This window comes from Burkholderia latens, from assembly GCF_902499045.1.
GTDB classification, from domain to species: Bacteria; Pseudomonadota; Gammaproteobacteria; order Burkholderiales; family Burkholderiaceae; genus Burkholderia; species Burkholderia latens.
In genome coordinates, this window is the sequence record NZ_CABVPL010000046.1 from 23,278 (window position 1) to 43,499 (window position 20,222).

23 protein-coding genes and 1 pseudogene are annotated in these 20,222 nt (G+C 65.3%); 10 read left to right on the forward strand and 14 right to left on the reverse strand.

The window, feature by feature from the left end:
* Position 1: 1 nt before the first annotated feature.
* A complete protein-coding gene (locus BSE24067_RS24905) occupies positions 2–682 on the forward strand; it encodes an O-methyltransferase (protein WP_151064643.1) in 681 nt (226 codons plus the stop codon).
* Here BSE24067_RS24905 and BSE24067_RS24910 read toward each other — a convergent pair.
* The 6 genes from BSE24067_RS24910 to BSE24067_RS24935 form a co-directional block, all read right to left on the reverse strand.
* The gene (locus BSE24067_RS24910; protein ID WP_151064642.1) at positions 660–1,622 is read right to left on the reverse strand and encodes a cyclase family protein; all 963 of its coding nucleotides are present in this window, start codon (positions 1,620–1,622) and stop codon (positions 660–662) included. The two genes, BSE24067_RS24905 and BSE24067_RS24910, sit on opposite strands and share 23 nt — an antisense overlap.
* 18 nt (positions 1,623–1,640) lie before the next feature.
* Positions 1,641–2,756, reverse strand: a complete 1,116-nt coding sequence (locus BSE24067_RS24915) for an alkene reductase (protein WP_151064641.1) — start codon at positions 2,754–2,756, stop codon at positions 1,641–1,643.
* A gap of 71 nt (positions 2,757–2,827) precedes the next feature.
* Entirely contained in the window at positions 2,828–3,634 is an 807-nt protein-coding gene (dkgB, locus tag BSE24067_RS24920) for a 2,5-didehydrogluconate reductase DkgB (RefSeq protein WP_151064640.1), read from the reverse strand.
* 150 nt (positions 3,635–3,784) lie between these two features.
* A complete protein-coding gene (locus BSE24067_RS24925) occupies positions 3,785–4,735 on the reverse strand; it encodes an LLM class oxidoreductase (protein ID WP_151064639.1) in 951 nt (316 codons plus the stop codon).
* A 12-nt stretch (positions 4,736–4,747) separates the two neighbouring features.
* Positions 4,748–5,071: a MoaF-related domain-containing protein gene (locus BSE24067_RS24930; RefSeq protein WP_151064638.1), complete on the reverse strand. Its 324-nt coding sequence runs from the start codon at positions 5,069–5,071 to the stop codon at positions 4,748–4,750.
* A gap of 30 nt (positions 5,072–5,101) precedes the next feature.
* Positions 5,102–6,304: an MFS transporter gene (locus tag BSE24067_RS24935; RefSeq protein WP_151064637.1), complete on the reverse strand. Its 1,203-nt coding sequence runs from the start codon at positions 6,302–6,304 to the stop codon at positions 5,102–5,104.
* A gap of 100 nt (positions 6,305–6,404) precedes the next feature.
* Between BSE24067_RS24935 and BSE24067_RS24940 the strand changes: the two genes are divergently transcribed.
* Complete coding sequence (locus tag BSE24067_RS24940) at positions 6,405–7,346, forward strand: LysR family transcriptional regulator (protein ID WP_151064636.1); 942 nt, start codon at positions 6,405–6,407, stop codon at positions 7,344–7,346.
* Between the two features lie 200 nt (positions 7,347–7,546).
* Here BSE24067_RS24940 and zwf read toward each other — a convergent pair whose 3' ends face one another.
* Positions 7,547–9,022, reverse strand: a complete 1,476-nt coding sequence (gene zwf / locus BSE24067_RS24945) for a glucose-6-phosphate dehydrogenase (RefSeq protein WP_151064635.1) — start codon at positions 9,020–9,022, stop codon at positions 7,547–7,549.
* Between the two features lie 201 nt (positions 9,023–9,223).
* Here zwf and BSE24067_RS24950 point away from each other — a divergent pair, with 201 nt between their 5' ends.
* A complete protein-coding gene (locus BSE24067_RS24950) occupies positions 9,224–9,802 on the forward strand; it encodes a TetR/AcrR family transcriptional regulator (protein WP_151064634.1) in 579 nt (192 codons plus the stop codon).
* A 191-nt stretch (positions 9,803–9,993) separates the two neighbouring features.
* A complete protein-coding gene (locus tag BSE24067_RS24955) occupies positions 9,994–10,869 on the forward strand; it encodes an SDR family NAD(P)-dependent oxidoreductase (RefSeq protein ID WP_151064633.1) in 876 nt (291 codons plus the stop codon).
* A 129-nt stretch (positions 10,870–10,998) separates the two neighbouring features.
* Here the strand turns inward: BSE24067_RS24955 and BSE24067_RS24960 are convergent, their stop codons facing one another.
* The 5 genes from BSE24067_RS24960 to BSE24067_RS24980 all read right to left on the reverse strand — a co-directional run bounded on the left by BSE24067_RS24960 (position 10,999) and on the right by BSE24067_RS24980 (position 14,487).
* Entirely contained in the window at positions 10,999–11,577 is a 579-nt protein-coding gene (locus BSE24067_RS24960; protein WP_151064632.1) for a peroxidase-related enzyme, read from the reverse strand.
* A gap of 85 nt (positions 11,578–11,662) precedes the next feature.
* Positions 11,663–12,646 (reverse strand): acrylyl-CoA reductase (NADPH), encoded by a 984-nt coding sequence (acuI, locus tag BSE24067_RS24965; RefSeq protein ID WP_151064631.1) that lies wholly within the window; start codon positions 12,644–12,646, stop codon positions 11,663–11,665.
* Between the two features lie 45 nt (positions 12,647–12,691).
* Positions 12,692–13,330, reverse strand: coding sequence for an acrylate utilization transcriptional regulator AcuR (acuR, locus tag BSE24067_RS24970; RefSeq protein WP_151064630.1), 639 nt, complete (start codon positions 13,328–13,330; stop codon positions 12,692–12,694).
* 109 nt (positions 13,331–13,439) lie between these two features.
* Entirely contained in the window at positions 13,440–13,871 is a 432-nt protein-coding gene (locus tag BSE24067_RS24975) for a GNAT family N-acetyltransferase (RefSeq protein WP_151064629.1), read from the reverse strand.
* A gap of 124 nt (positions 13,872–13,995) precedes the next feature.
* Positions 13,996–14,487 carry a DUF3788 domain-containing protein gene (locus tag BSE24067_RS24980; protein ID WP_151064628.1) on the reverse strand — a complete coding sequence of 164 codons (492 nt, stop codon included), beginning with the start codon at positions 14,485–14,487 and terminating at the stop codon, positions 13,996–13,998.
* Between the two features lie 277 nt (positions 14,488–14,764).
* Here BSE24067_RS24980 and BSE24067_RS24985 point away from each other — a divergent pair, with 277 nt between their 5' ends.
* Positions 14,765–15,475, forward strand: a complete 711-nt coding sequence (locus tag BSE24067_RS24985; RefSeq protein WP_151064627.1) for an SDR family NAD(P)-dependent oxidoreductase — start codon at positions 14,765–14,767, stop codon at positions 15,473–15,475.
* 6 nt (positions 15,476–15,481) lie between these two features.
* Here the strand turns inward: BSE24067_RS24985 and BSE24067_RS32650 are convergent.
* Positions 15,482–15,861: pseudogene (locus BSE24067_RS32650) on the reverse strand (dihydrolipoyl dehydrogenase); the annotation flags it as partial.
* A gap of 142 nt (positions 15,862–16,003) precedes the next feature.
* Between BSE24067_RS32650 and BSE24067_RS24990 the strand changes: the two are divergent.
* A complete protein-coding gene (locus tag BSE24067_RS24990; RefSeq protein ID WP_151064626.1) occupies positions 16,004–16,420 on the forward strand; it encodes a cupin domain-containing protein in 417 nt (138 codons plus the stop codon).
* A 6-nt stretch (positions 16,421–16,426) separates the two neighbouring features.
* On the opposite strand, the gene BSE24067_RS32850 is transcribed toward BSE24067_RS24990, so the two are convergent.
* Positions 16,427–16,552, reverse strand: coding sequence for a hypothetical protein (locus BSE24067_RS32850; protein WP_282960057.1), 126 nt, complete (start codon positions 16,550–16,552; stop codon positions 16,427–16,429).
* Between the two features lie 122 nt (positions 16,553–16,674).
* Here BSE24067_RS32850 and BSE24067_RS24995 point away from each other — a divergent pair, with 122 nt between their 5' ends.
* The 4 genes from BSE24067_RS24995 to BSE24067_RS25010 all read left to right on the forward strand — a co-directional run bounded on the left by BSE24067_RS24995 (position 16,675) and on the right by BSE24067_RS25010 (position 20,208).
* Entirely contained in the window at positions 16,675–17,631 is a 957-nt protein-coding gene (locus BSE24067_RS24995) for an AraC family transcriptional regulator (protein WP_151064664.1), read from the forward strand.
* 374 nt (positions 17,632–18,005) lie between these two features.
* Positions 18,006–18,641 carry a nitroreductase family protein gene (locus BSE24067_RS25000; protein WP_151064663.1) on the forward strand — a complete coding sequence of 212 codons (636 nt, stop codon included), beginning with the start codon at positions 18,006–18,008 and terminating at the stop codon, positions 18,639–18,641.
* 181 nt (positions 18,642–18,822) lie between these two features.
* Positions 18,823–19,368: a carboxymuconolactone decarboxylase family protein gene (locus BSE24067_RS25005; protein ID WP_151064625.1), complete on the forward strand. Its 546-nt coding sequence runs from the start codon at positions 18,823–18,825 to the stop codon at positions 19,366–19,368.
* A 144-nt stretch (positions 19,369–19,512) separates the two neighbouring features.
* Positions 19,513–20,208 (forward strand): glutathione S-transferase N-terminal domain-containing protein, encoded by a 696-nt coding sequence (locus BSE24067_RS25010; protein ID WP_151064624.1) that lies wholly within the window; start codon positions 19,513–19,515, stop codon positions 20,206–20,208.
* Positions 20,209–20,222 lie beyond the last annotated feature (14 nt).

Genomic DNA, 20,222 nt, shown 5'->3' on the forward strand with positions numbered 1-20,222 from the left:
CATGGCCACCTTGATTCACGATCCGCTCGCGTCGCTGCTCGCGCGCCTGTTCGACGAAGCCGACGCGTCGTCACCCGCGTCGAGCCCGGATTTCGCCGACATGACGCGCGACGAGCAAGCGCGACTGATGCGCAGCAAGACCGACTACGCCGGGTTCTATGGACGCCTGAAGGACTACCCGCTCGCGGTGTCGCGCGAGACGGGCACGCTGTTGTACATGCTCGCGCGCGGTTGCGGCGCGCGTTCGATCGTCGAATTCGGGACGTCGTTCGGCATCTCGACGCTGCACCTCGCGGCCGCGCTGCGCGATAACGGCGGCGGCCGGGTGATCACGAGCGAGTTCGAGGCGTCGAAGGTCGCGCGGGCGCGCGCGAACCTGACGGCGGCCGGGCTGGCCGATCTGGTCGAGATCCGCGAAGGCGATGCGCTGCGCACGCTGGCCGCGGACCTGCCGGACACCGTCGATCTACTGCTGCTCGACGGCGCGAAGGCGCTGTATCCGGAGATCCTCGCGCAGGTCGAACCGCATCTGCGGCCGGGCGCGTTCGTCGTCGCCGACAACGCGGAATACAGCCCCGAATACCTTGCGTACGTGCGCGCGCCGCGGAACGGCTATCTGTCGGTGCCGTTCGGCGGCGACGTCGAGCTGTCGATGCGGATCAGCGAATCGCGACCGGATTGACGTTGACCTGCGTGGAGCCGACGTACAGCGGCTGGCCGAGCACGAACAGGAATTCCCACGCGCGGTCGCGCACCAGCGCGCGGCTGTCGATCAGCTCCAGGTTGTAGATGCCGCGTTTCGCGAGCATGTACTGGTTGATCGGGAATTCCTCGCTCGTGTGCGGATTCGGATAAACCTCCGACGCCCACGTGTCGCCGCCGAACGCGACGATTCCCTGATCGGCGAGCCACTTCGCGGCTTCCATGCCGATGCCCGGCTCGACGTCGAGGAACTGCTTGTCGTCCTTGCCGATCAGCTCGAGCCAGCCGGTGTTGAACAGCACGACGTCGCCCTTGCGCAGCGTCAGGCGTTCCCGCTTCAGCACGGCCTGGATGTCGGCGACCGTGAATTCGGTGCCGCCCGGCACGACCGGTTTGCCATAGTGAGCCGTCATGTCGAGCACGACGCCGCGCGCGACGATCGGCGGCACCTTCTCGACGCCGAGCTTCTTCACGCCGTCGACCGTCACGAAATCGGCTGCCCGGTTGCCGTTGTAGTACACGTTGTCGATGCCGATGTGGCCGATGCCGTTCAGCTGCGTGCCGACGCCGGTCCATGCGTTCACGAGTTCGTCGTTGAACGTGAACTTGTTCGGGCCGAGGCTCTTGCCGGCCTGCTGGCCGACCTGCACGTTGTACAGCCGGAAGCTGCGGTGGCGGAACGCCGGCAGGTTCTTGTCGACCGGCACGGCGAGCGGGTAGGTCTTGCCGGCCTTCACGAGACCGACGGCCTGCTTGATCACGTCGGGCGTCAGCAGGTTGGCTGCGCCGATTTCATCGTCGGCGCCGTACACGGACGGGTACCAGTCGGCCGCGGGCGCGGCCGGCGCGGCGTGCGCCGCCGGCGCCATCGTGAACGGCAGGATCGCGGCCAGCGCGAGCCGCGCGAGCGTTGCTTTCATTCGGGCTCCTGTCGATCGTTACGCCGCGGCTTGCGCGAGCGCCGGATAGTCGGTCAGCCCGTGCGCGCCGCCGCCGAACAGCGTGTTGCGATCGTGCGGCGCGAGCGCGGCGCCGGTGCGCAGGCGCTCGGGCAAGTCGGGATTCGCGACGAACGGGCGGCCGAACGCGACGAGGTCGGCCCAGCCCGCGGCGATCGCATCGCGCGCACGCTCGGCGGTGTACGCGCCGGCGTAGATCAGCACGCCCGGGAACGCGGCACGCAGCTGCTGCTTGAACGCGACCGGCATCAGCGGCGCGTCGTCCCAGTCGGCTTCCGCGATATGCAGATAGCCGACGCCGAGTTCGCCGAGCAGCTTCGCGGCGGCGAGGTAGGTCGTTTCCGGATCGTCGTCGACGCAGCCGTTCAGCGTGGTCAGCGGCGCGAGCCGGATGCCGACGCGCGACGCGTCGCCGGTGCCTGCGATCAGCGCCTGCGCGACTTCGCGCAGGAAGCGCAGCCGGTTTTCCAGCGAGCCGCCGTATGCGTCGGTGCGCGTGTTCGCGTTCGAGTCGATGAACTGGTTCACGAGATAGCCGTTCGCGCCGTGCAGCTCGACGCCGTCGAAGCCGGCCTCGATCGCGTGGCGGGCGGCGGCGCGGTATTGCTCGACGATCTCGCGAATTTCGTCGACGGACAGCGCGCGCGGCTCGGACGCCTGCACGAAGCCCGGCGTGCTGCCGTCTTCACCGGCGATGAACACGTTCACGCCCTTCGCCTGGAGCGGCGACGACGACACGGGTTGCTGGCCGCCGAGCAGGCTCGTGTGGCTGAGCCGGCCGACGTGCCACAGCTGCGCGAAGATGCGGCCGTGCGCGGCGTGGACGGCGTCCGTCACCTTGCGCCAGCCCGCGACCTGCGACGGCGTGTGGATGCCGGGCGTCCATGCGTAGCCCTTGCCGAGCGGCGCGATGTACGTGCCTTCGCTGACGATCAGCCCCGCGCTCGCGCGTTGCGCGTAATACGTGGCCATCAGTTCGTTCGCTTCGTCGCCGGGCTGGCTCGCGCGCGAGCGCGTCATCGGCGGCATCACGATGCGGTTCGGCAGCGTCAGCGCGCCGAATTGCAGCGGTTGGAACAGCGGATCCTGGGTCATGGTGGTGTCTGTCCTGTCGGTGCCGCGGCCGGCTGGCCGCGGACGGGTGATATCGGATGAGAGGCGCGGGCTCAGTCCCACTTCGGCGCGAGGCCGGCCGGATCGACTTCGCGGCCGTTGCGCTCGAGCGCGGCGATCTGCGCGATGTCTTCGTCGGTCAGGCGCAGCGTCTGCGCGAGCAGGTTGCTCGCGAGGTTCTCGCGCTTGGTCGACGACGGAATCACCGAGTAGCCGAGCTGCAGTGCCCACGCGAGCGCGACCTGCGCCGGCGTCGCGTTGTGGCGCTGCGCGATCGCGCCGATCACCGGATCGCCGAGCACCTTGCCGTACGCGAGCGTCATGTACGACGTCACGTGGATGCCTTCGCGCTGCAGGAACTCGACCAGCTTGCGGTTCTGCAGGTACGGGCTCAGCTCGATCTGGTTCGTCGCGATCGCGTCCTTGCCGACCACGGCGATCGCTTCCTTCGTCAGTTCGATGTTGAAGTTCGAGACGCCGATCCGGCGCGTGAGGCCCTTCGCCTTCGCGTCGGCCAGCGCGGTCATGAACGCGCGGAGCGGCACGCCGTTGTCCGGCGCCGGCCAGTGGATCAGCGTCAGGTCGACGTAGTCCGTGCGCAGCTTGCGCAGGCTTTCGTCGAGGCTCGCGATGAGCTTTTCCGGCGCGTAGTTGTCGACCCAGATCTTCGTCGTGAGAAACAGGTCTTCGCGGCGCACGCCCGATGCAGCGATTGCGTCGCCAACTTCGGCCTCGTTGCCGTAGATCTGCGCGGTGTCGATCGCGCGATAGCCGAGCTCGAGGCCGTTGCGGACCGAGTCGATGACGACCTGACCTTGCAGGCGGAACGTGCCGAGGCCGAATGCGGGAATGTTGCTCATCATGTGCTCCTGTAAGAGTGGAACGATTGCGGTATGGAAGTCATTCTGGCGCGTGCGACTGATGAGATAAACGCCTTCAGAGGTCAAAAATATTTGATTTAAAGTCAAATACCGGATGGCGATTCGCCCGTTTGACGGTGCTCGCCGGCGTTACGCGACGAGCGTCTGCGGATGCGTCTTCGGATGGAACGCGGGCAGCACGTCCGCCGCGATCTCGGACATCGTCTCGTCGAGCGGCCGCCGGTTGCGGCGGAAATGCAGGCCGATGTGCTGCACATCCGCGTCGCGCATCGCCGCGAGCTCTTCCGTGAGCGCGATGCGCCCGGCGCGCGCGCCGAAGCGATGGCGCTGCAGCGGTTCGTGCGGGTCTTCGGCCAGATCGAGATGGATGAAGCTGACGTACGGCTTGTTGCCGGCCACCGCGCGCCAGTTCGCGACGCGCTGCACGTGGTCGGCCGGCGTGCCCGGATAGGCGAGGCAACCGTCCATGTGCTCGCCGATCCATGCGGGCGTTTGCTGCGCGAGGCCCGCGACGAGCAACGGCACCGGCGAGCGCGCGGCCGGCAGCACGTCGAGGCCGGGCGGCAGGTGCCCGCGCGCGCCGTCGCGCAGCAGCGCGATCTGGTCGCGGAAGTTCGCGCCGCGCGTGGCGAAGTCGCGGCCGAACAGCGGATATTCGACGGGCCGGTCGCCGCTCGCGACGCCGAGCAGCAGGCGGCCGCGGCTCAGCTCCTGGATCGTCGCGGCCGATTTCAGCGTCAGCAGCGGCTCGCGCAGCGGCAGCACGACGGCCGCCGTGCCGAGCAGGATGTCGCGCGTGATCCCCGCGAGATAGCCGAGATACGAGAACGTTTCGAACACCTGCGCGGCGTCGCCGAACGACGGGTCGTACACCGGCACGTCGCGCACCCAGAGCGCGCGGAAGCCGAGCGTGTCGGCCAGTTGCGCGAGCTCCGCGTGGATCTCCATGTCGGGCACGCCGGCGGGGCGGCCGTCATGCCGGCGTTTGGCGTTGCCGGACGGTGTCCAGTCGTTGTCGAGCGGCAGTTCGACGCCGATGCTGAAGCCGCCGTCGGCGAGTGTGTCGAGTGAAGTGGACATGGTCGGCTCCGTTCAGATCGCGCGCAGGCTGCCTTCGAGGCGATGGAAGTCGAGCGACGCCGCGGTGAAGAACGAGCGCGACGTGCCCGCGGCGAAATCGTCGATATGCACGACGGTCGAGCGGTCGGCTTCCTGCCACGAGATCGCGTAGGTTTCGCCGGCGACGCGCTGCCACGTGTATTCGACTTCGCCCTTCGCGCCCGCGTACGGGCCTTCGGTGATCTCGTAGCGCATGCGGCGGCCGTCCTCGTCATACGCGTTGAGCGCGGTGAGGCCGTCGTAACGGACTTCGAAAGTCTTGCCGGCGAACGGCGGACGTCGGGTCGATGCGTTCATGTTGTGTGGCTCCTGCAAAAAAAGTGACGTTCAATGCGCGAGTTCGACGGGTTCGGCCGTGCGTTCCGGCAGGCCCTGGCCGCGATCGAGACGGCCGCTCAGCGCGGTCAGGGCGAATGCGCCGAGCGTGACGACGGCGGCGATCCACGGCGTATGGCCGAGGCCGACGTTCGCGACGATCAGCCCGCCGAGCGACGAGCCGCCCGCGACGCCGAGGTTGAACGCGGCGATGTTGAAGCCCGACGCGACGTCGGTGGCGTCCGGCGTGAAGTGGCGCGCCTGCTTGACGACATACACCTGCAGGCCCGGCACGTTGCCGAACGCGACCGCGCCCCATGCGAGCATCGTCAGCACTGCAAGCCACTTCACGTGCACCGTGAACGTCAGCGCGAGCAGCACGATCGCGAGCAGCAGGAAAATTCGCTTGAGCGCGTTGACCGGGCCGACGCGGTCCGCGAGCTTGCCGCCCCACACGTTGCCGAACGCGACCGACACGCCGTAGCCGACGAGCACGAGGCTGACCTGCGACGGCGTGAAGCCGGCGAGCCGTTCGAGCAGCGGCGCCATGTACGTGAACGCAATCAGCGAGCCGCCGTAGCCGACCGCCGTCATCGCGTAGACGAGCAGCAGGCGCGGCTGCGCGAGCACGCGGAACTGGCGGGCGAGCGGCGCGGGCGGCGTCTGCGGCAGGCCGCGCGGCACGAACGCCACCGCGCCGACGAACGCGACGAGCCCGAACAGCGCGACGATCAGGAACGTCGCGCGCCAGCCGAAGTGCTGGCCGATGAAGGTGCCGAGCGGAATGCCGGCGACGAACGCGACGGTCATCCCGCTGAACATCGTCGCGATCGCGCTCGCGGCCTTGTCCTTCGGCACGAGCGTCGTCGCGATGATCGAGCCGACCGAAAAGAACACGCCGTGCGCGAGGCCGGTGAGCACGCGCGCGACGACCAGCGATTCGTAGCCCGGCGCCTGCCACGCGACGAGGTTGCCGATGGTGAACAGCGCCATCAGCGCGGCGAGCAGCGTCTTGCGCGGCACGCGGCCGGTGAGCGCGGTGAGCAGCGGCGCGCCGATCGCGACGCTCAGTGCGTAGAGGCTGACGAGCAGGCCGGCCGACGGCAGGCTGACGCCGAGATCGGCGCCGATCGTCGGAATCAGTCCGACGATCACGAATTCGGTCGTGCCGATGGCAAACGCGCTGATGGTCAGCGCAAGCAGGGCGAGAGGCATGATGGGATCCAGGTCCGGTAAGGATGGATCGCAGTGTGCCGCCTTTACTTTTGCGGAAAAACTGGTCTATAAACCAAATTGTTTTGATTTCAGGTCAACAATGAAAATCACGCTCGACGAACTCCAGGCCTTTGCCGCCGTGGTCGACACCGGTTCGATCACGGCCGCCGCGCAGCAGCTCGACCTGACCGTGTCGGCCGCCAGCCGCACGCTCGCGCGGCTCGAGGAGAAGCTGAAGACCACGCTGCTGCGCCGGACCACGCGCCGGCTCGAACTGACCGAAGAGGGGCGCGCGTTCCTGCAGGATGCGCGCGCGATCATCGAGTCGGTCGAGAACGCCGAGGAGCAGATGCTCGCGCGGCGGGAGATGCCGTCGGGGCGGCTGCGCGTCGACGCCGCGACGCCGTTCATGCTGCACGTGATCGTGCCGCTCGTGCGCGGCTATCGAGAACGCTTTCCGAAGGTCGAGCTGGAACTGAACAGCAACGAGGGAATCATCGACTTGCTGGAGCGGCGCACCGACGTCGCGATCCGGATCGGCCGGCTCAAGGATTCGACGCTGCACAGCCGGCGGATCGGCAACAGCCGGCTGCGCATCCTCGCGAGCCCCGCGTATCTCGACGCGCACGGCGCGCCGCGCAAGGTGGAGGATCTCGCCAGACACACGCTGCTCGGCTTCACGCAGCCCGAGTCGCTGAACGTTTGGCCGATCCTCGGCACGGACGGCGAGCCGTGCCGGATCGAGCCGGGCGTGTGGTCGTCGAGCGGCGAGACGCTGCGGCAGCTCGCGCTCGAAGGCGCGGGCATCGTATGCCTGTCGGATTTCATGACCGCGCAGGATCGCGACGCCGGCCGGCTCGTGCCGGTGCTCGCGCGGCAGACGCTCGACGTCGAGCAGCCGATCAACGCGGTGTATTACCGGAACACCGCGATTTCGTCGCGGATTGCGTCGTTCGTCGATTACATGATCGAGGTGCTGGGCGGCGGGAGCGGCGGCGATGCGCCGGCGCGGCGCAAGGCCGCGTGGCTCGGGCAGATGTAGCGACGGCGGGCTCCGTCGCGGATGCAGGACGTCATTCCGGCGCGTGGCGCCTCATCGGATTGGCTCGAGCCGGACGTAACGGCGGGGGCACGCGTGCGCCCGTCGTCTCGATGTGACGACGCATGCCGACGGCGCTCGCGCCGCCGGCATGCCATCGTGTATCGGGCTTCTCGCGCCGCCTGCTTCGGCCGTGCGTTCCGTTATGCCTCTTCGGCCCACGACATGCTGTCGCGCGCGAGCAGCGCGGACGATGCCGCGGGCCCGAACGTGCCGGCCGTGTAGAGGCGCGGACGGTCGCCGAGCTGCTTCCAGCCGTCGAGGATCGGCTCGACCCACGACCATGCGGCTTCGAGCTCGTCGCGGCGCATGAAGTGCGTGAGGCGCCCGCGGATCACGTCGATCAGCAGCCGCTCGTACGCCTCCGCGCGCCGCTCCGGCATCGCTTGCTGCAGGTCGAGGTTCAGGCTCACCGGCACCATCTTCATCCCGCTGCCCGGTTCCTTCGCGAGCATCTGCAGCTGGATCGACTCTTCCGGCTGGAGCTGGATCACGAGGCGGTTGCTGTAGTGGCGCGGGCCGCTCGGGATGATCGAGAACGGCATGTCCGCGAACTCGATCACGATTTCCGACTGGCGGCGCTGCAGCCGCTTGCCGGTGCGCAGGAAGAACGGCACGTTCGCCCAGCGCCAGTTGTTGATGTATGCGCGCAGCGCGACGAAGGTCTCCGCGTGGCTGTCCGCCGGCACGTTGTCTTCTTCCAGATAGCCCTTGACCGGCTGGCCGTCCACCGCGCCGGCCGTGTACTGCCCGCGCACCGTGTCGCGCGCGACGTCCGACAGCGCCATCGGCCGCAGCGAGCGCAGCACCTTCAGCTTTTCATCGCGCACCGCGTCCGGGTCGAGCGACACCGGCGGCTCCATCGCGACGATGCACAGCAGCTGCAGCAGATGGTTCTGCACCATGTCGCGCAGCGCGCCGGTGTGGTCGTAGAAGCCCGCGCGGCTGCCGACACCGACCGTCTCCGCGACCGTGATCTGCACGCTGCGAATGCTCGGCGCCTGCCACAGCGGCCCGAAGATCGGGTTGCCGAAGCGCAGCACCATCAGGTTCTGCACGGTCTCCTTGCCGAGGTAGTGGTCGATCCGGTAGATCTGCGATTCCTCGAAATGCTTGCCGACCGCGTCGTTGATCGCCTTCGCCGATGCGAGATCGTGACCGAGCGGCTTCTCGAGGACGACGCGCGAGCGCGCATCGACGAGATGCGCGGCGGACAGGTTATCGCAGATCGTCGTGAACAGCTCCGGCGACGTCGACAGGTAGAACACGCGGATCGCGTCGCCGCGCGCCGCTTCGGCGAGCCGCGCGTAGTCTGCCGGCGCGTTCACGTCGATCAGCACGTACTTGAACAGGTCGAGGAAGCGGGCCCACGCTTCGGCGTCGAACGCCTTCTCGTCGATGAACGGGCGCGACTGCTCGTCCATGAACTTGCGGTAGCCGTCGATACCCCAGTCGCGCCGGCCGACCGCGATGATGCGCGTGTCCGGCGGCAGGTTGCAGTGCAGATGCGCCATGTACAGCGCGGGCAGCAGCTTGCGGGCGGCCAGGTCGCCGCCGCCGCCGAAGATGATCATGTCGACGGGCTGCTCGGCTTCGGTCTGGTTGGGCTTATTCGTCATGAGTGATTCGCGGTCTGGAACGGGTGAGCGTGGAACGAACGTCGACGCGCCGGCCGCCGGTGGGTTGGCGTGCCGGTACGTGAAAACGCTAATAGTGCCCGGTTTTGACGAATCGTGGAGCGGTTCTCCCATGTAACCGCGCTTGCATTGCTTCCGGAATTGCGATTATGATTGAGCACTCACTCATTAAAGGAAGCCGACGTGGCCCGACCGCGTAGTCCCGACAAGCACGATGCCATCCTGGCCGCTGCCGCGCGTGCGCTCGCGGAGGACGGCGCGAGCGCGACCACCGCGCGCATCGCGCGGCTCGCGGGCGTCGCGGAAGGCACCGTGTTCACCTATTTCGAGACCAAGGACGTGTTGCTGAACGCGTTGTACGTGAGCCTGAAGGCCGACATGCGCGACGCGATGATGACCGGTTTCCCGGAGCACGCGCCCGCCGAACAGGCGATGCGGCATGCGTGGAACGGCTACGTGTCGTGGGGCGTCGCGAATCCGGACGGGCGGCGCGCGCTGCAACAGCTCGGCGTCAGCGGCCGCATCGACGACGCGCACCGCGCGGCCGGGGCCGAAGGCTTCGGCGCGGTGCGGGCGCTGCTGCGCGAGCACGCCGCCGCGGTTCGCGGGCTGAACGCCGACGATGCGCATGCGTTCTGTGCCGCGCTTTTCACGTCGATCGCGGAAACGACGATGGAGTCGATCGCGCGCGATCCGGTGCAGGCCGATGGATATCGGGAAGCCGGTTTCCGTGCGTTGTGGGCCGTGTTGCAAGCGGTATGAGCGAAGCGGCCGCGTGACGAAATGCCGAAGGCGGTATCGGCTGCGGATTCGGTGCCGGCGCCGCTGCGCCGAATGGATCGCACGCGTTTTCAGCCAGGGCGAGACACGGCCGGAAACGACCGCTTGAATCGCCCATATTAATGAGTGAGTAATCATTCATTTGTTGTTTCAACTTTGTCGAGGAGCGAGATATGTCGAAAGTCTGGCTGGTAACGGGGGCCGCGCGCGGCCTGGGGCGTTCGATCGCGGAAGCGGTGCTGGCAGCGGGCGACCGGCTGGTGGCCGGCGCGCGCGATCCCGCGCGGCTTGCGGATCTGGTGGAACGGTACGGCGAGCGCGTGCTTCCGGTCGCGCTCGACGTGACCGACGAAGCGGCGGCCGCGCATGCGGTGACGGCCGCCCGCGACGCGTTCGGCCGCGTCGACGTGCTCGTGAACAACGCCGGCTACGGTCATACGGCGCCGTTCGAGCAAATGAGCGCGGCCGACTTCCGCGACCAGATCGAAACGAACCTGTTCGGCGTGATCAATCTCACGCGCGCGGTGTTGCCGACGATGCGTGCGCAACGCGCGGGCCACATCTTCCAGGTATCGTCGGTCGGCGGGCGCACGGCGACGCCGGGCCTGTCCGCGTATCAGGCCGCGAAATGGGCGGTCGGCGGATTCAGCGACGTGCTGTCGAAGGAAGTCGCGCCGTTCGGCGTGCGCGTATGCACGCTCGAGCCGGGCGGGATGCGGACCGACTGGGCCGCGCAGGCGAAGCGCGACGTCGAAGGCCTGCTGCCCGACTATCGGCCGTCGGTCGGCAAGATTCTCGAATTGCTGGGCGCATATGGCGGCCACGAGGTCGGCGATCCCGTGCGGATCGCGGCGCTGATCGTCGAGTTGTCGCGCCGCGACGACGTGCCGATGCGGCTGCTGCTCGGCGGCGACGCGCTGTTCGTGTGCGAGCAGGCGGAAACGCAACGTGCTGAAGAGGCGGTGCGGTGGCGCGACGCGACGTTGTCGACGATGTTCCCGGACGCGAAGCTGCCCGACGGGCTGGAGGAACTGAAGAAGGCCGGTTGAGTCCGGAGCGGCGGTATCGGGTCACGTGTTCGGGTGAGCGGCGCGCCCGCTGCCGCGGGTCGGCCGCGCGAGCGCAAGCGGAAGGCGGCGGCACGTCTGCCCCGTCTTCGCAGCCGTCGCCGCCCCCTGTCATCGCCCCAACGCGTAAAACTCCGCATTCGGCCGCATGTTCGTCACGTTCGCGATGCGGTTCGACATCCCGAAGAATGCCGAGATCGCCGCGATGTCCCACGCGTCCTCGTCGGTGAAGCCATGCGATTTCAACGTGTCGAAGTCCGCTTCGCCGACCAGATGCGCGGCCTGCGACACCTTCATCGCGAAGTCGAGCATCGCCTTCTGCCGCGCGGTGATGTCGGCCTTGCGGTAGTTGGTCGCGACCTGGTCGGCGATCAGCGGATCCTTCGCGCGAATGCGCAGGATCGCGCCGTGCGCGATCACGCAGTACTGGCACTCGTTCGCGCTGCTGGTCGCCACGACGATCATTTCGCGTTCGGCCTTCGTGAGGTTGCCGGGCTTGTCCATCAGCGCGTCGTGATACGCGAAGAACGCGCGGAACTCGTCCGGGCGATGCGCGAGCGTGACGAACACGTTCGGGATGAAGCCCGACTTTTCCTGCACGGCCGCGATCCGTTCGCGAATGTCGTCGGGCAGGTCGTCGAGCGCCGGCACCGGGAAGCGGCTGACGGGGGCGTTGTGTGCGGACGTCATGGGGTCTCCTGAATGAAGTGGCGCGGGCGGTCTCGATGCGCGAGCCGCTCGTCGATAAAGAAACGATGGGGCGCCGTTGCCGGCGTCATGCGTTGACGTCGACGACGATGCGGCCGCGCACCTTGCCGCCGATCAGTTCGCCGGCGAGCGGGATGACGTCGCCGAGGCCGACCCGGTGAGCGATCGTGCCGAGCTTGTCCACGTCCAGATCGGACGCGAGGCGGCGCCATGCTTCCAGCCGCTCGGCGCGCGGGCACATCACGCTGTCGATGCCGACGAGCGTCACGCCGCGCAGGATGAACGGCGCGACGGTCGCGGGGAAGTCCATCCCGGCGGCGAGGCCGCAGGCCGTCACCACGCCGCGATAGCGCGTGGTCGCGCATACGTTCGCGAGCACGTGGCTGCCGGCGACGTCGACGGCACCGGCCCATCGCTCCTTGCCGAGCGGCTTGCCCGGTGCGCCGAACTGCGACCGGTCGAGGATCTCCGCCGCGCCGAGCTGCCGCAGGTAGTCGGCATCGTCGGGGCGGCCGGTCACGGCGACGACGCGATAGCCGAGCCGCGCGAGGATCGCGGTGGCGACGCTGCCGACGCCGCCTGCCGCACCGGTCACGACGATCTCGCCGTCGCGTGGGCGCACGCCATGCCGTTCCAGCGCCATCACGCACAGCATCGCGGTGTAGCCGGCCGTGCCGATCGCCATCGCCTGTTGCGGCGAGAACGCGGACGGCAGCGGCACGAGCCAGTCGCCATCGACGCGCGCTTTCTGCGCGAGGCCGCCCCAGTGCGTTTCGCCGACACCCCAGCCGTTGAGCACCACGCGATCGCCGATGCGGTATTCCGGATGCGTGCTGTGCTCGACTTCGCCGACCAGATCGATGCCCGGCACCATCGGGAACTTGCGGACCACCGGGCTCTTGCCGGTGATCGCGAGCCCGTCCTTGTAATTCAGCGTCGAATAGCCGACGCGGATCGTCACGTTGCCTGCAGGCAGTTGCGCGTCGTCCAGCGTCTTCAGCTGCGCGTGCTGGCCGGTTTCGTCCTTGTCGATCACGATGCCCTGGAACATGCGTTCTCCTTTTTAGACCGATCGTCTAGTTAATGGCAAAAAAATTCAGCGGCGAGGCAAACCATTGAAGAAGAATTCGGCGAAGAGCGCGAGCGGTGCGTCGCTGCGTTCGAGCTTCGCGCGCAGCACGGCGCCTTCCCAGCCGATCCAGAAGAATGCGGCGAGCGCAGCGGGGTCGGCCGCGTCGGCCAGTTCGCCGGCTTGCTGCGCGGCGACGAGACAGTCGGCCAGCCGGCGCTGCCAATCCTCGAATGTCGCGCGCAGCCGTGCACGGAAACTTTCGGGCAGCGCGCCCATTTCCTGGCCGAGATTGCCGATCAGGCAGCCTCGACCGTATTCGTAACGCGCCATGCCGTCGCGCGCATCGTCGACGAACGCGCGAATGCGCGCGAGCGGCGACGCTTCGGTCTGGCTGAAATGACGGTCGAGCTTGCGCGCGAAGAACTCGGCGTAGCGATCGATCAACTCGAGGCCGAACGCCTCCTTGCTGTCGAAGTAGTGATAGAACGAGCCCTTCGGCACGCCGGCGCGGCTCAGAATCTCGTCGAGCCCGGTGGCCGAGAAGCCCTTTTCGGTGAGCACTTCCAGCCCGGTGCGCAGCAGCATGTCGCGGGTGGCGACGAGGTCTTCGTGCTGTTTGGGTGGCCGGCCGCGACGGCGCGGCGGATCAGTTCGAACGTCCATGGGCGAATAATAGACCGTTCGTCTCAAAAATCAAGCGTCGTGAGAGAACGGCTTGGTCGAGCGTCATGCCGTGCCGCCCGGTAGTTGATACCGCAGCCGTCGTGTGCGGTTAAAGCTGCTGGCGAAAATGCATGCCAAAAGCGAGTAAGCCCTGACGAAAGTAGAAGCGTTGTGCAAGAGCGTTGCCAAGGCCGGTATCAAGCACAAGATTCCCGCAGCTCTGCTTGCGCGCCTCATCGCGCAACGCGTCGATCAACGTCGCGCCAAGGCCGTGCTGACGAGCGCCGGCAGTAGTCACCAAATCGTCCACATAGAGAAAACGCCCGTACAGAAGGTTCTCCTGTATCCGATAACCGGCCAATGCGGCTATCTCTTTCCCCTGGAAGGCAGCCAGGATGCGATATCCCTGCCTGGCCTGGCGTTGCACTTGCTCCGTGAATGCGACGGCGTCCGTCAAGTGCGATCGCAATTGCCGCATGACACTGAAAGCGGCCTTGTAGTCTTGATCGCAGTCGAGATGATGTAGTCGAAACGTGTTCATGAGCGTTCCTTACGTCCGGCCCGTCAATGACGAGGCGTACGACCTTCAAATACGGACAAGGCCGGTTTATGGAGCATGGAGGGCGGACTTGCCGTACCTCGAACCACATACGCAACCAGACGTTTCAACTTCGATGGATCCCGCGCGAGGACACGCTTTTCGCCGGCTTTTCGACGGGAGGCCGCTTCATGCCTATTAGCTCCGTCACCTCGCGCCAATCATCCGCCGATGATATTTCAATAGTCACCCATTTCCCGTCCGGGTAAGCTCGCGCTTCATCGTAGAGCTTGACCAACTTCGGGCTCCACGAGTAACGCCGCTCGTCGAACTTTTCTCGCTCGGCTCTGCCGAGGACCACAAGAACGGAAAACTGCCTGTATGCCGGCAACAAGGTGCAGAGTGCCCTTGTCTTCTTGTACCGCAGTGACCAACCGCGCCTTTTTCCTCCGTAAATCCAGTCCGGCTCGAACATGCCGGGGTAGGAGGCCTCAATCCAACTCTGCAGGTTTCGCCAATGTTCGAACGCATCGTGGCCGATCCAGTGACGGATTGCACGCCCATCCGGCGGCGCCAGTTTGTTGGTGATTCTTTCACCAATCTCCGGAAGATGTTCCATGTCTTGACACTGCCTCCTCGCAGGACAGCTGCGCTTGCAGCTAACGTGCTTCCACTCTAGTTCTCCAGGATCACACGTTCGAGACTGGAACGGCTCAATGAAATGCTCGAAAAGATCAACGCGTCGGGACTCCACCGGCGATGCTGAAGTCCGTTCTCGGTACACGCGGAACGATGTCATCTTGGTTCTTCCGCTCACGCCCGACGACGATCAAAAATGAAGGGGCAACACGGCGAAGCGCGACCGTGATCCTTTGTCCAATTCTTGCGGGTAAAGCATGAACAAATCGCAGAAGGTTGTCGTCGTCACGGGTGCGTCGCAAGGCATCGGCGCAAAAATCGTCGACGCGTTTCGTCAGCTCGATTGTCGAATCGTCGCAACATCACGCACCATCAAGCCTTCCGACGACGACAACATTCTGTGCATTGCCGGCGACATCGGCGATCGAACGACGGCTCGACGTGTGGTTGCGGAGAGCATCGCGCGGTTTGGGAGGATCGATACGCTGGTAAACAACGCGGGCGTCTACATCGGAAAGCCTTTCACCGACCACACGGACGAAGACTACGCGGCCGTGATGAACGTCAACATGGCCGGTTTCTATCACATCACGCAGCTTGCAATCGCCGAGATGGAAAGACGATCGAGCGGCCACGTCGTGAGTGTCACCGCGAGCATTGACCAGGTTGCAATCAGCGGTGTCCATTCCGTCTTGGCCGCGCTGACCAAAGGCGGCATCAATGCCGCGACGCGGTCGCTGGCGATCGAGTATGCGAAAAAGGGCATCCGCGTGAATGCCGTTGCGCCCGGCAACATCAACACGCCGATGCATGCGCCCGAAGCCCACGAAGCGTTGGGCGCGCTCAACCCGGTTGGACGCCTGGGTGAAGCGAGCGATATCGCCGAGGCGATCCTCTTTCTGGACTCCGCACCTTTCATCACCGGAGAGATCCTGCATGTCGACGGCGGACAAAGTGCCGGCCACTGACATGCGTTACCGGGTCACTGCGAGCTTCGCCGCGGCGTCCCGGAGTGCCGTGCGAATCCCTTCTTCGACAACCGGGTGATGGAACGGCATCGCGAGCATTGCATCGACAGTCAGGCCCATCTGAAGGCTCGCGCAAGCAAATGGCCGATGTGCGCAGCGGACGGCCCTGGCACCTCCGCGCCGATAAATCCGCGTGTTGCTCGATCGACGTAGACACGGGCGCCCGCGATTTTTCAGCATCACCCGGCTGCGCCCCTGATCTTCGAAACTGACCTCGCCTGTCACGAAGGTATCCACGGCAAATCGCGATGGCGTGCGCCGACGACGGCGATTTGAGGATCGGAAAAGACGATCGCGAGTGGCGCTCGCCGCTCGATTTTCGCGACGTGAACGCGTGGAACGCGCAATTGGCTGCTCGATCGTCTCATTCGACGGAGTTCTTGGTACACACAGAAATCAGGCCTCTTGGTTCTTCAGTTCGTACCATCGAAGGTACAGAATGCGAACGCCAACACAGGGGAGCCGACGATGAACCTCCGTCCGATTCTGATTGCGGTCTTCGTGACAGCTGCGATTTCTTCGGTGGCCGGTGCCGCCGCACATGAGGCAAGCGAAATCGTGAAGCCGAATTTCGAACAGGCGATCCCGAATCTGCCCGGCAAGTCGCTCGTCGCAGTGGAGGTCGAGTACCCGCCGGGCGCCGCGTCCGTCCCGCACCTCCACGCGAAGTCAGCGTTCATATACGCGTACGTGGTGTCGGGCGCGATCGAATCAAAAGTGAACGACGGTGACGTGCATGTGTTCCGCGCTGGTGAGAGTTGGTCGGAACCACCCGGTGCGACTCATTCGGTCAGCCGGAATGCGAGCAAAACCGAGGCCGCGAAACTGCTGGCCGTGTTCGTTGTAGACAGTCGTGACAAGAAGCTGACCATACCGATCAAATAATCCCGATCAGTATCGTCGCGCGCACGATCGGCCGAGAGAATCCTGCTGCTTCGATGACGCGGCGGCGAAGCGCAGCGCCCGTGAGGACGTTGTCTTGTCCACGGATTCTGGCATGTATTCGATCTTGAGCATCACGTTTCCGCAGGTATGTGGGTGGCGGAGGCCGGCGCGATACCCGCCAACATGCGAGCGCAGTGACGGTGATCACCGTCGACGTCATTGCAGTGCACGGTGTTTTCGAACTTCAAGAGCCTATGTCCCAAGTCGATTCACTGAGCCAACTGCTTCAGATGATTACCATCACCGGACAGCTGGAGTTGCGCTGCGGCAGCGGATCGCCGTGGCAATTGGCGTGGGCGCGAGCCGCGGCGCATGAGATTCCGTACCACGTCGTGCTCAAGGGGCGCGCTGTCCTCGAGGATGTCGGCACTGGATCGATAAGGGAACTGGTCAGCGGAGACATCGTGCTTTTGCCGCACGGATCGGCGCATGTGCTGCACGACGGCAGCCGGCATCAGCGGCGCCAGCTCGGCAACCGGCACGGAGCTAGCGTACGGTTCCGAGGCGGACATGACAGTCATGGTGAGCGTCTGGATTTGCTGTGCGGACGGTTCTTCATCAGACCACCCCATGACCGACTGATTCGCGACTACTTACCCACGACGCTCACCGTGCGATACGTGGCCGGCGATAGGGATGGCGACAACGGCTCCGCGTCCCACCAGCTCGCAAGCCTGGTCGATCTGATGCGAATGGTGTCGGTCGGTGCCAAGCCCGGCGGACGCGCGATACTGAACGCGCTGACTTCCGCGCTGTTCACATTGGTGCTGCGTGCGGCGAGCGAGACGGGCCAAGCGCCTGCGGGGCTGCTCGCGCTGGCTGGTCATCCGCGGCTTGCTCCGGCCATTTCGGCGATGTTTGCCGAGCCGGCACGACCGTGGAGCCTTCCGGAACTCGCAGATCTATGCAACATGTCGCGTGCGACCTTCATGCGGCACTTCCACGACAACCTGGGGCGCTCGGCGACGGAACTGCTTACCGACATTCGGATGACGCTCGCCGCGAACGAGCTGAAGAAGCCGGCAGTCAGCACCGAGGCCGTGGCCGAATCTATCGGGTATCGGTCGGTCGCTGCATTCCGGCGGGTGTTCACCGACAAGATGGGGATGACACCGGGGCAGTGGAGACGTCGAACAGACGAAGTCGAATGATTCGCCTGCGCGCCGCGGTGCAGTCTGAACGAAGGCTGGACAGGTCGACGATGATGGGTGATCGCGTCTCGCACTGAATGGACTTTGGCCGGCTCTTCTCCATCAATCCTCTTCTCGATTATCGGTTCCGTGCAAGGGAAACGGCTCGCGCCACGCAACCTGGCACGCAACGAATTGCCTCCTTCGGCGTTTGATCCTTTCGAGCATTTTATTGAGCAAACGTAGTCTCGAAATCGGTATCCGTGAACTCTAAAGTTGAGACTCCTAGCGCGGCGTTGAAAGAGCCGTGCGATGAAAGGTATCGGGATGCTCGCCGTCGCATAACGCGAAAGCAGCCGGGTACTTGAATCGATTTCCTCACCTAAGGAGTGACCATGAGCAACGGAACTGCCGCGACCAACGCCGTGATCGAATGCATCCTGAGCCGAAGCGCCGCGAAGTACTACGACCCGGAGGCGACGCTGAGCGATGACCAGATCCGGAACCTCGTGCAAATTGGAACAAGCGCGCCGACGTCTTTTCATCTGCAGAACTGGCGCTTCATCGCCGTACGTACGCGTGAAGCGAAGGCGCGGTTGAGCCCGATCGCCTGGAACCAGCCGGCGGTCTCTGACGCAGCCGTTACGTTCATCGTATGCGGCCAACTGGTCGAGACCAGCGTGATTCCCGAGCGTCTCGCGCCTCTCGTCGAAGCTGGTGTGATGCCGGCATCGATGGTGGCCGAATGGGAGGTTCCCGCGCGCAATCTCTACATGGAATATCCGCAACGACGCCGCGACGAGGCAGTGCGTACTGCGACGTTCGGAGCGGCGGCAATGATCTACGCGGCCCGGTCGCTCGGTCTCGGTTCGACGCCGATGATCGGCTTCGACGCCGACGCCGTTCATCGAGAGTTCGGGCTGGCCGACGACGAAGTGCCGGTGATGCTGCTTGCGATCGGCGCCGAGCGCCCTGGGAATTGGGCGCAGAAGCCGCGACGTCCGGTGACCGAAGTGCTGGACTTCGTATAAGCGGCCGGCACGGTGGCGACTGTACTAGGCGATCAAGCGGGCGCCCCGGCGCGCGTCGATCGCTGCGTACCTTCAGCCTGAAAACCCATTTCGACCCGGACCTCGGGACGAAGCAACCCCACGGACGGCGCCTGCACGGGCTTTCCGCGATCAGTGATACCAGTCATTCACGGAGATTATGATGGCAAGGACTGCAGTACTCACGCCGGAACAGGTGCCGGCTGAATCGAAGGCGACGCTCGCTGCGTTTACCAAGAACATCGGATTCACGCCGAACATGATGGCGAGTTTCGCGCAAAGCCCGACCGCATTCAATGCATGGGCGACGTTGCTCGGCGCACTGAGCAAGGCGCTCGACGTGAAAACGCGTGACAGTATCGGGCTGGCCGTCTCCGAAGTGAACGGCTGCAACTACTGCCTGACGGTTCACAGCATGACGGCTGAACATATGGCAAAGCTGCCGGCCGACGAGATCATTCTCGCCCGCAAGGGCCACGCGACCGATCCGAAGCGCGACGCCGCCGTCCAGTTCGCCCGGAAGGTCATCGAAACGCGCGGGAAGGTGGGCGACGCCGATCTGAAAGCCGTTCGCGAGGCCGGCTACACGGATGCGAACGTGATGGAGATCGTTGCCCTCGTCGCCATGTATTCGCTGACGAACTTTTTCAACAACGTGTTCGATCCCGAACAGGACTTTCCCGCGGTTCCGCCGGCGGGCTCGATCTGACCACTGTCATGTCGCATCTCCGCGCATTCGCGGCGCGTTGGTGTGATTCGGGACGAGCGCCGACGCGCCCGGATACGACCACGACCGTGCGTCGAGGACGTGTCCGGGCCTCGCGTTCGACCCGGCCATTGCAGGAAGAAGAAAGTGACACTCAACCATCCCGTTTTCACGCGCTGGCCGGCGCAGCACCCCGATCGGCTTCAGCTCTTCTCGCTGCCGACGCCCAACGGCGTCAAGGTGGGCATCATGCTGGAAGAGACGGGCGTCGAGTATGACGCGCACCGCATCGATATCCTTGCCAACGAGAATCACGATCCGGCGTTCGTCTCGCTTAACCCCAACGGCAAAATACCCGCAATCTATGACCCGCACGGGCCCAGCGGTAGACCTGTCGCGCTTTTCGAATCTGGAGCGATCCTGATTTATCTCGCCGACAAGACCGGACGGTTCCTGTCGAGCGATCCAAATACGCGCTACGAGACGATCCAGTGGCTGATGTGGCAAATGGGCGGTGTCGGCCCGATGTTCGGGCAGGTCGGCTTCTTCAACAAGTTCGCCGGCAAGGCGTACGAAGACAAGCGTCCGCTGAACCGCTACGCGACGGAATCGGCGCGGCTGCTTGGCGTGCTTGACGAGCGTCTGACCGGGCGTGATTGGGTGATGGGCGCCGATTACAGCATCGCCGATATGTCGTTGCTGGGCTGGGTGCGCAATCTGATCGGCTTTTACGAAGCGCGGGAGCTGGTCGGCTTCGATCGCTTTGTTCACGTGAAAGCATGGCTCGATCGGGGTCTTGGACGGCCGGCGGTGCAACGCGGGCTGCAAGTGGCAGCGGTCTGACGGAACGATTGGAA

What these genes read in the sequence shown, in the direction of transcription:
- acuR (WP_151064630.1), bottom strand. Translation starts at nt 13,330, where the DNA reads ATGGACGTTCGAACTGATCCGCCGCGCCGTCGCGGCCGGCCACCCAAA.
- BSE24067_RS24995 (WP_151064664.1), top strand. Translation starts at nt 16,675, where the DNA reads ATGTCCCAAGTCGATTCACTGAGCCAACTGCTTCAGATGATTACCATC.
- BSE24067_RS24935 (WP_151064637.1), bottom strand. Translation starts at nt 6,304, where the DNA reads ATGCCTCTCGCCCTGCTTGCGCTGACCATCAGCGCGTTTGCCATCGGC.
- BSE24067_RS24955 (WP_151064633.1), top strand. Translation starts at nt 9,994, where the DNA reads ATGTCGAAAGTCTGGCTGGTAACGGGGGCCGCGCGCGGCCTGGGGCGT.
- BSE24067_RS24980 (WP_151064628.1), bottom strand. Translation starts at nt 14,487, where the DNA reads ATGGAACATCTTCCGGAGATTGGTGAAAGAATCACCAACAAACTGGCG.
- BSE24067_RS24940 (WP_151064636.1), top strand. Translation starts at nt 6,405, where the DNA reads ATGAAAATCACGCTCGACGAACTCCAGGCCTTTGCCGCCGTGGTCGAC.
- BSE24067_RS24915 (WP_151064641.1), bottom strand. Translation starts at nt 2,756, where the DNA reads ATGACCCAGGATCCGCTGTTCCAACCGCTGCAATTCGGCGCGCTGACG.
- BSE24067_RS24905 (WP_151064643.1), top strand. Translation starts at nt 2, where the DNA reads ATGGCCACCTTGATTCACGATCCGCTCGCGTCGCTGCTCGCGCGCCTG.
- BSE24067_RS25005 (WP_151064625.1), top strand. Translation starts at nt 18,823, where the DNA reads ATGGCAAGGACTGCAGTACTCACGCCGGAACAGGTGCCGGCTGAATCG.
- BSE24067_RS24990 (WP_151064626.1), top strand. Translation starts at nt 16,004, where the DNA reads ATGAACCTCCGTCCGATTCTGATTGCGGTCTTCGTGACAGCTGCGATT.
- zwf (WP_151064635.1), bottom strand. Translation starts at nt 9,022, where the DNA reads ATGACGAATAAGCCCAACCAGACCGAAGCCGAGCAGCCCGTCGACATG.
- BSE24067_RS32850 (WP_282960057.1), bottom strand. Translation starts at nt 16,552, where the DNA reads ATGCTCAAGATCGAATACATGCCAGAATCCGTGGACAAGACAACGTCC.
- BSE24067_RS24960 (WP_151064632.1), bottom strand. Translation starts at nt 11,577, where the DNA reads ATGACGTCCGCACACAACGCCCCCGTCAGCCGCTTCCCGGTGCCGGCG.
- BSE24067_RS25000 (WP_151064663.1), top strand. Translation starts at nt 18,006, where the DNA reads ATGAGCAACGGAACTGCCGCGACCAACGCCGTGATCGAATGCATCCTG.
- BSE24067_RS24930 (WP_151064638.1), bottom strand. Translation starts at nt 5,071, where the DNA reads ATGAACGCATCGACCCGACGTCCGCCGTTCGCCGGCAAGACTTTCGAA.
- dkgB (WP_151064640.1), bottom strand. Translation starts at nt 3,634, where the DNA reads ATGAGCAACATTCCCGCATTCGGCCTCGGCACGTTCCGCCTGCAAGGT.
- BSE24067_RS24925 (WP_151064639.1), bottom strand. Translation starts at nt 4,735, where the DNA reads ATGTCCACTTCACTCGACACACTCGCCGACGGCGGCTTCAGCATCGGC.
- BSE24067_RS24910 (WP_151064642.1), bottom strand. Translation starts at nt 1,622, where the DNA reads ATGAAAGCAACGCTCGCGCGGCTCGCGCTGGCCGCGATCCTGCCGTTC.
- BSE24067_RS24975 (WP_151064629.1), bottom strand. Translation starts at nt 13,871, where the DNA reads ATGAACACGTTTCGACTACATCATCTCGACTGCGATCAAGACTACAAG.
- acuI (WP_151064631.1), bottom strand. Translation starts at nt 12,646, where the DNA reads ATGTTCCAGGGCATCGTGATCGACAAGGACGAAACCGGCCAGCACGCG.
- BSE24067_RS24985 (WP_151064627.1), top strand. Translation starts at nt 14,765, where the DNA reads ATGAACAAATCGCAGAAGGTTGTCGTCGTCACGGGTGCGTCGCAAGGC.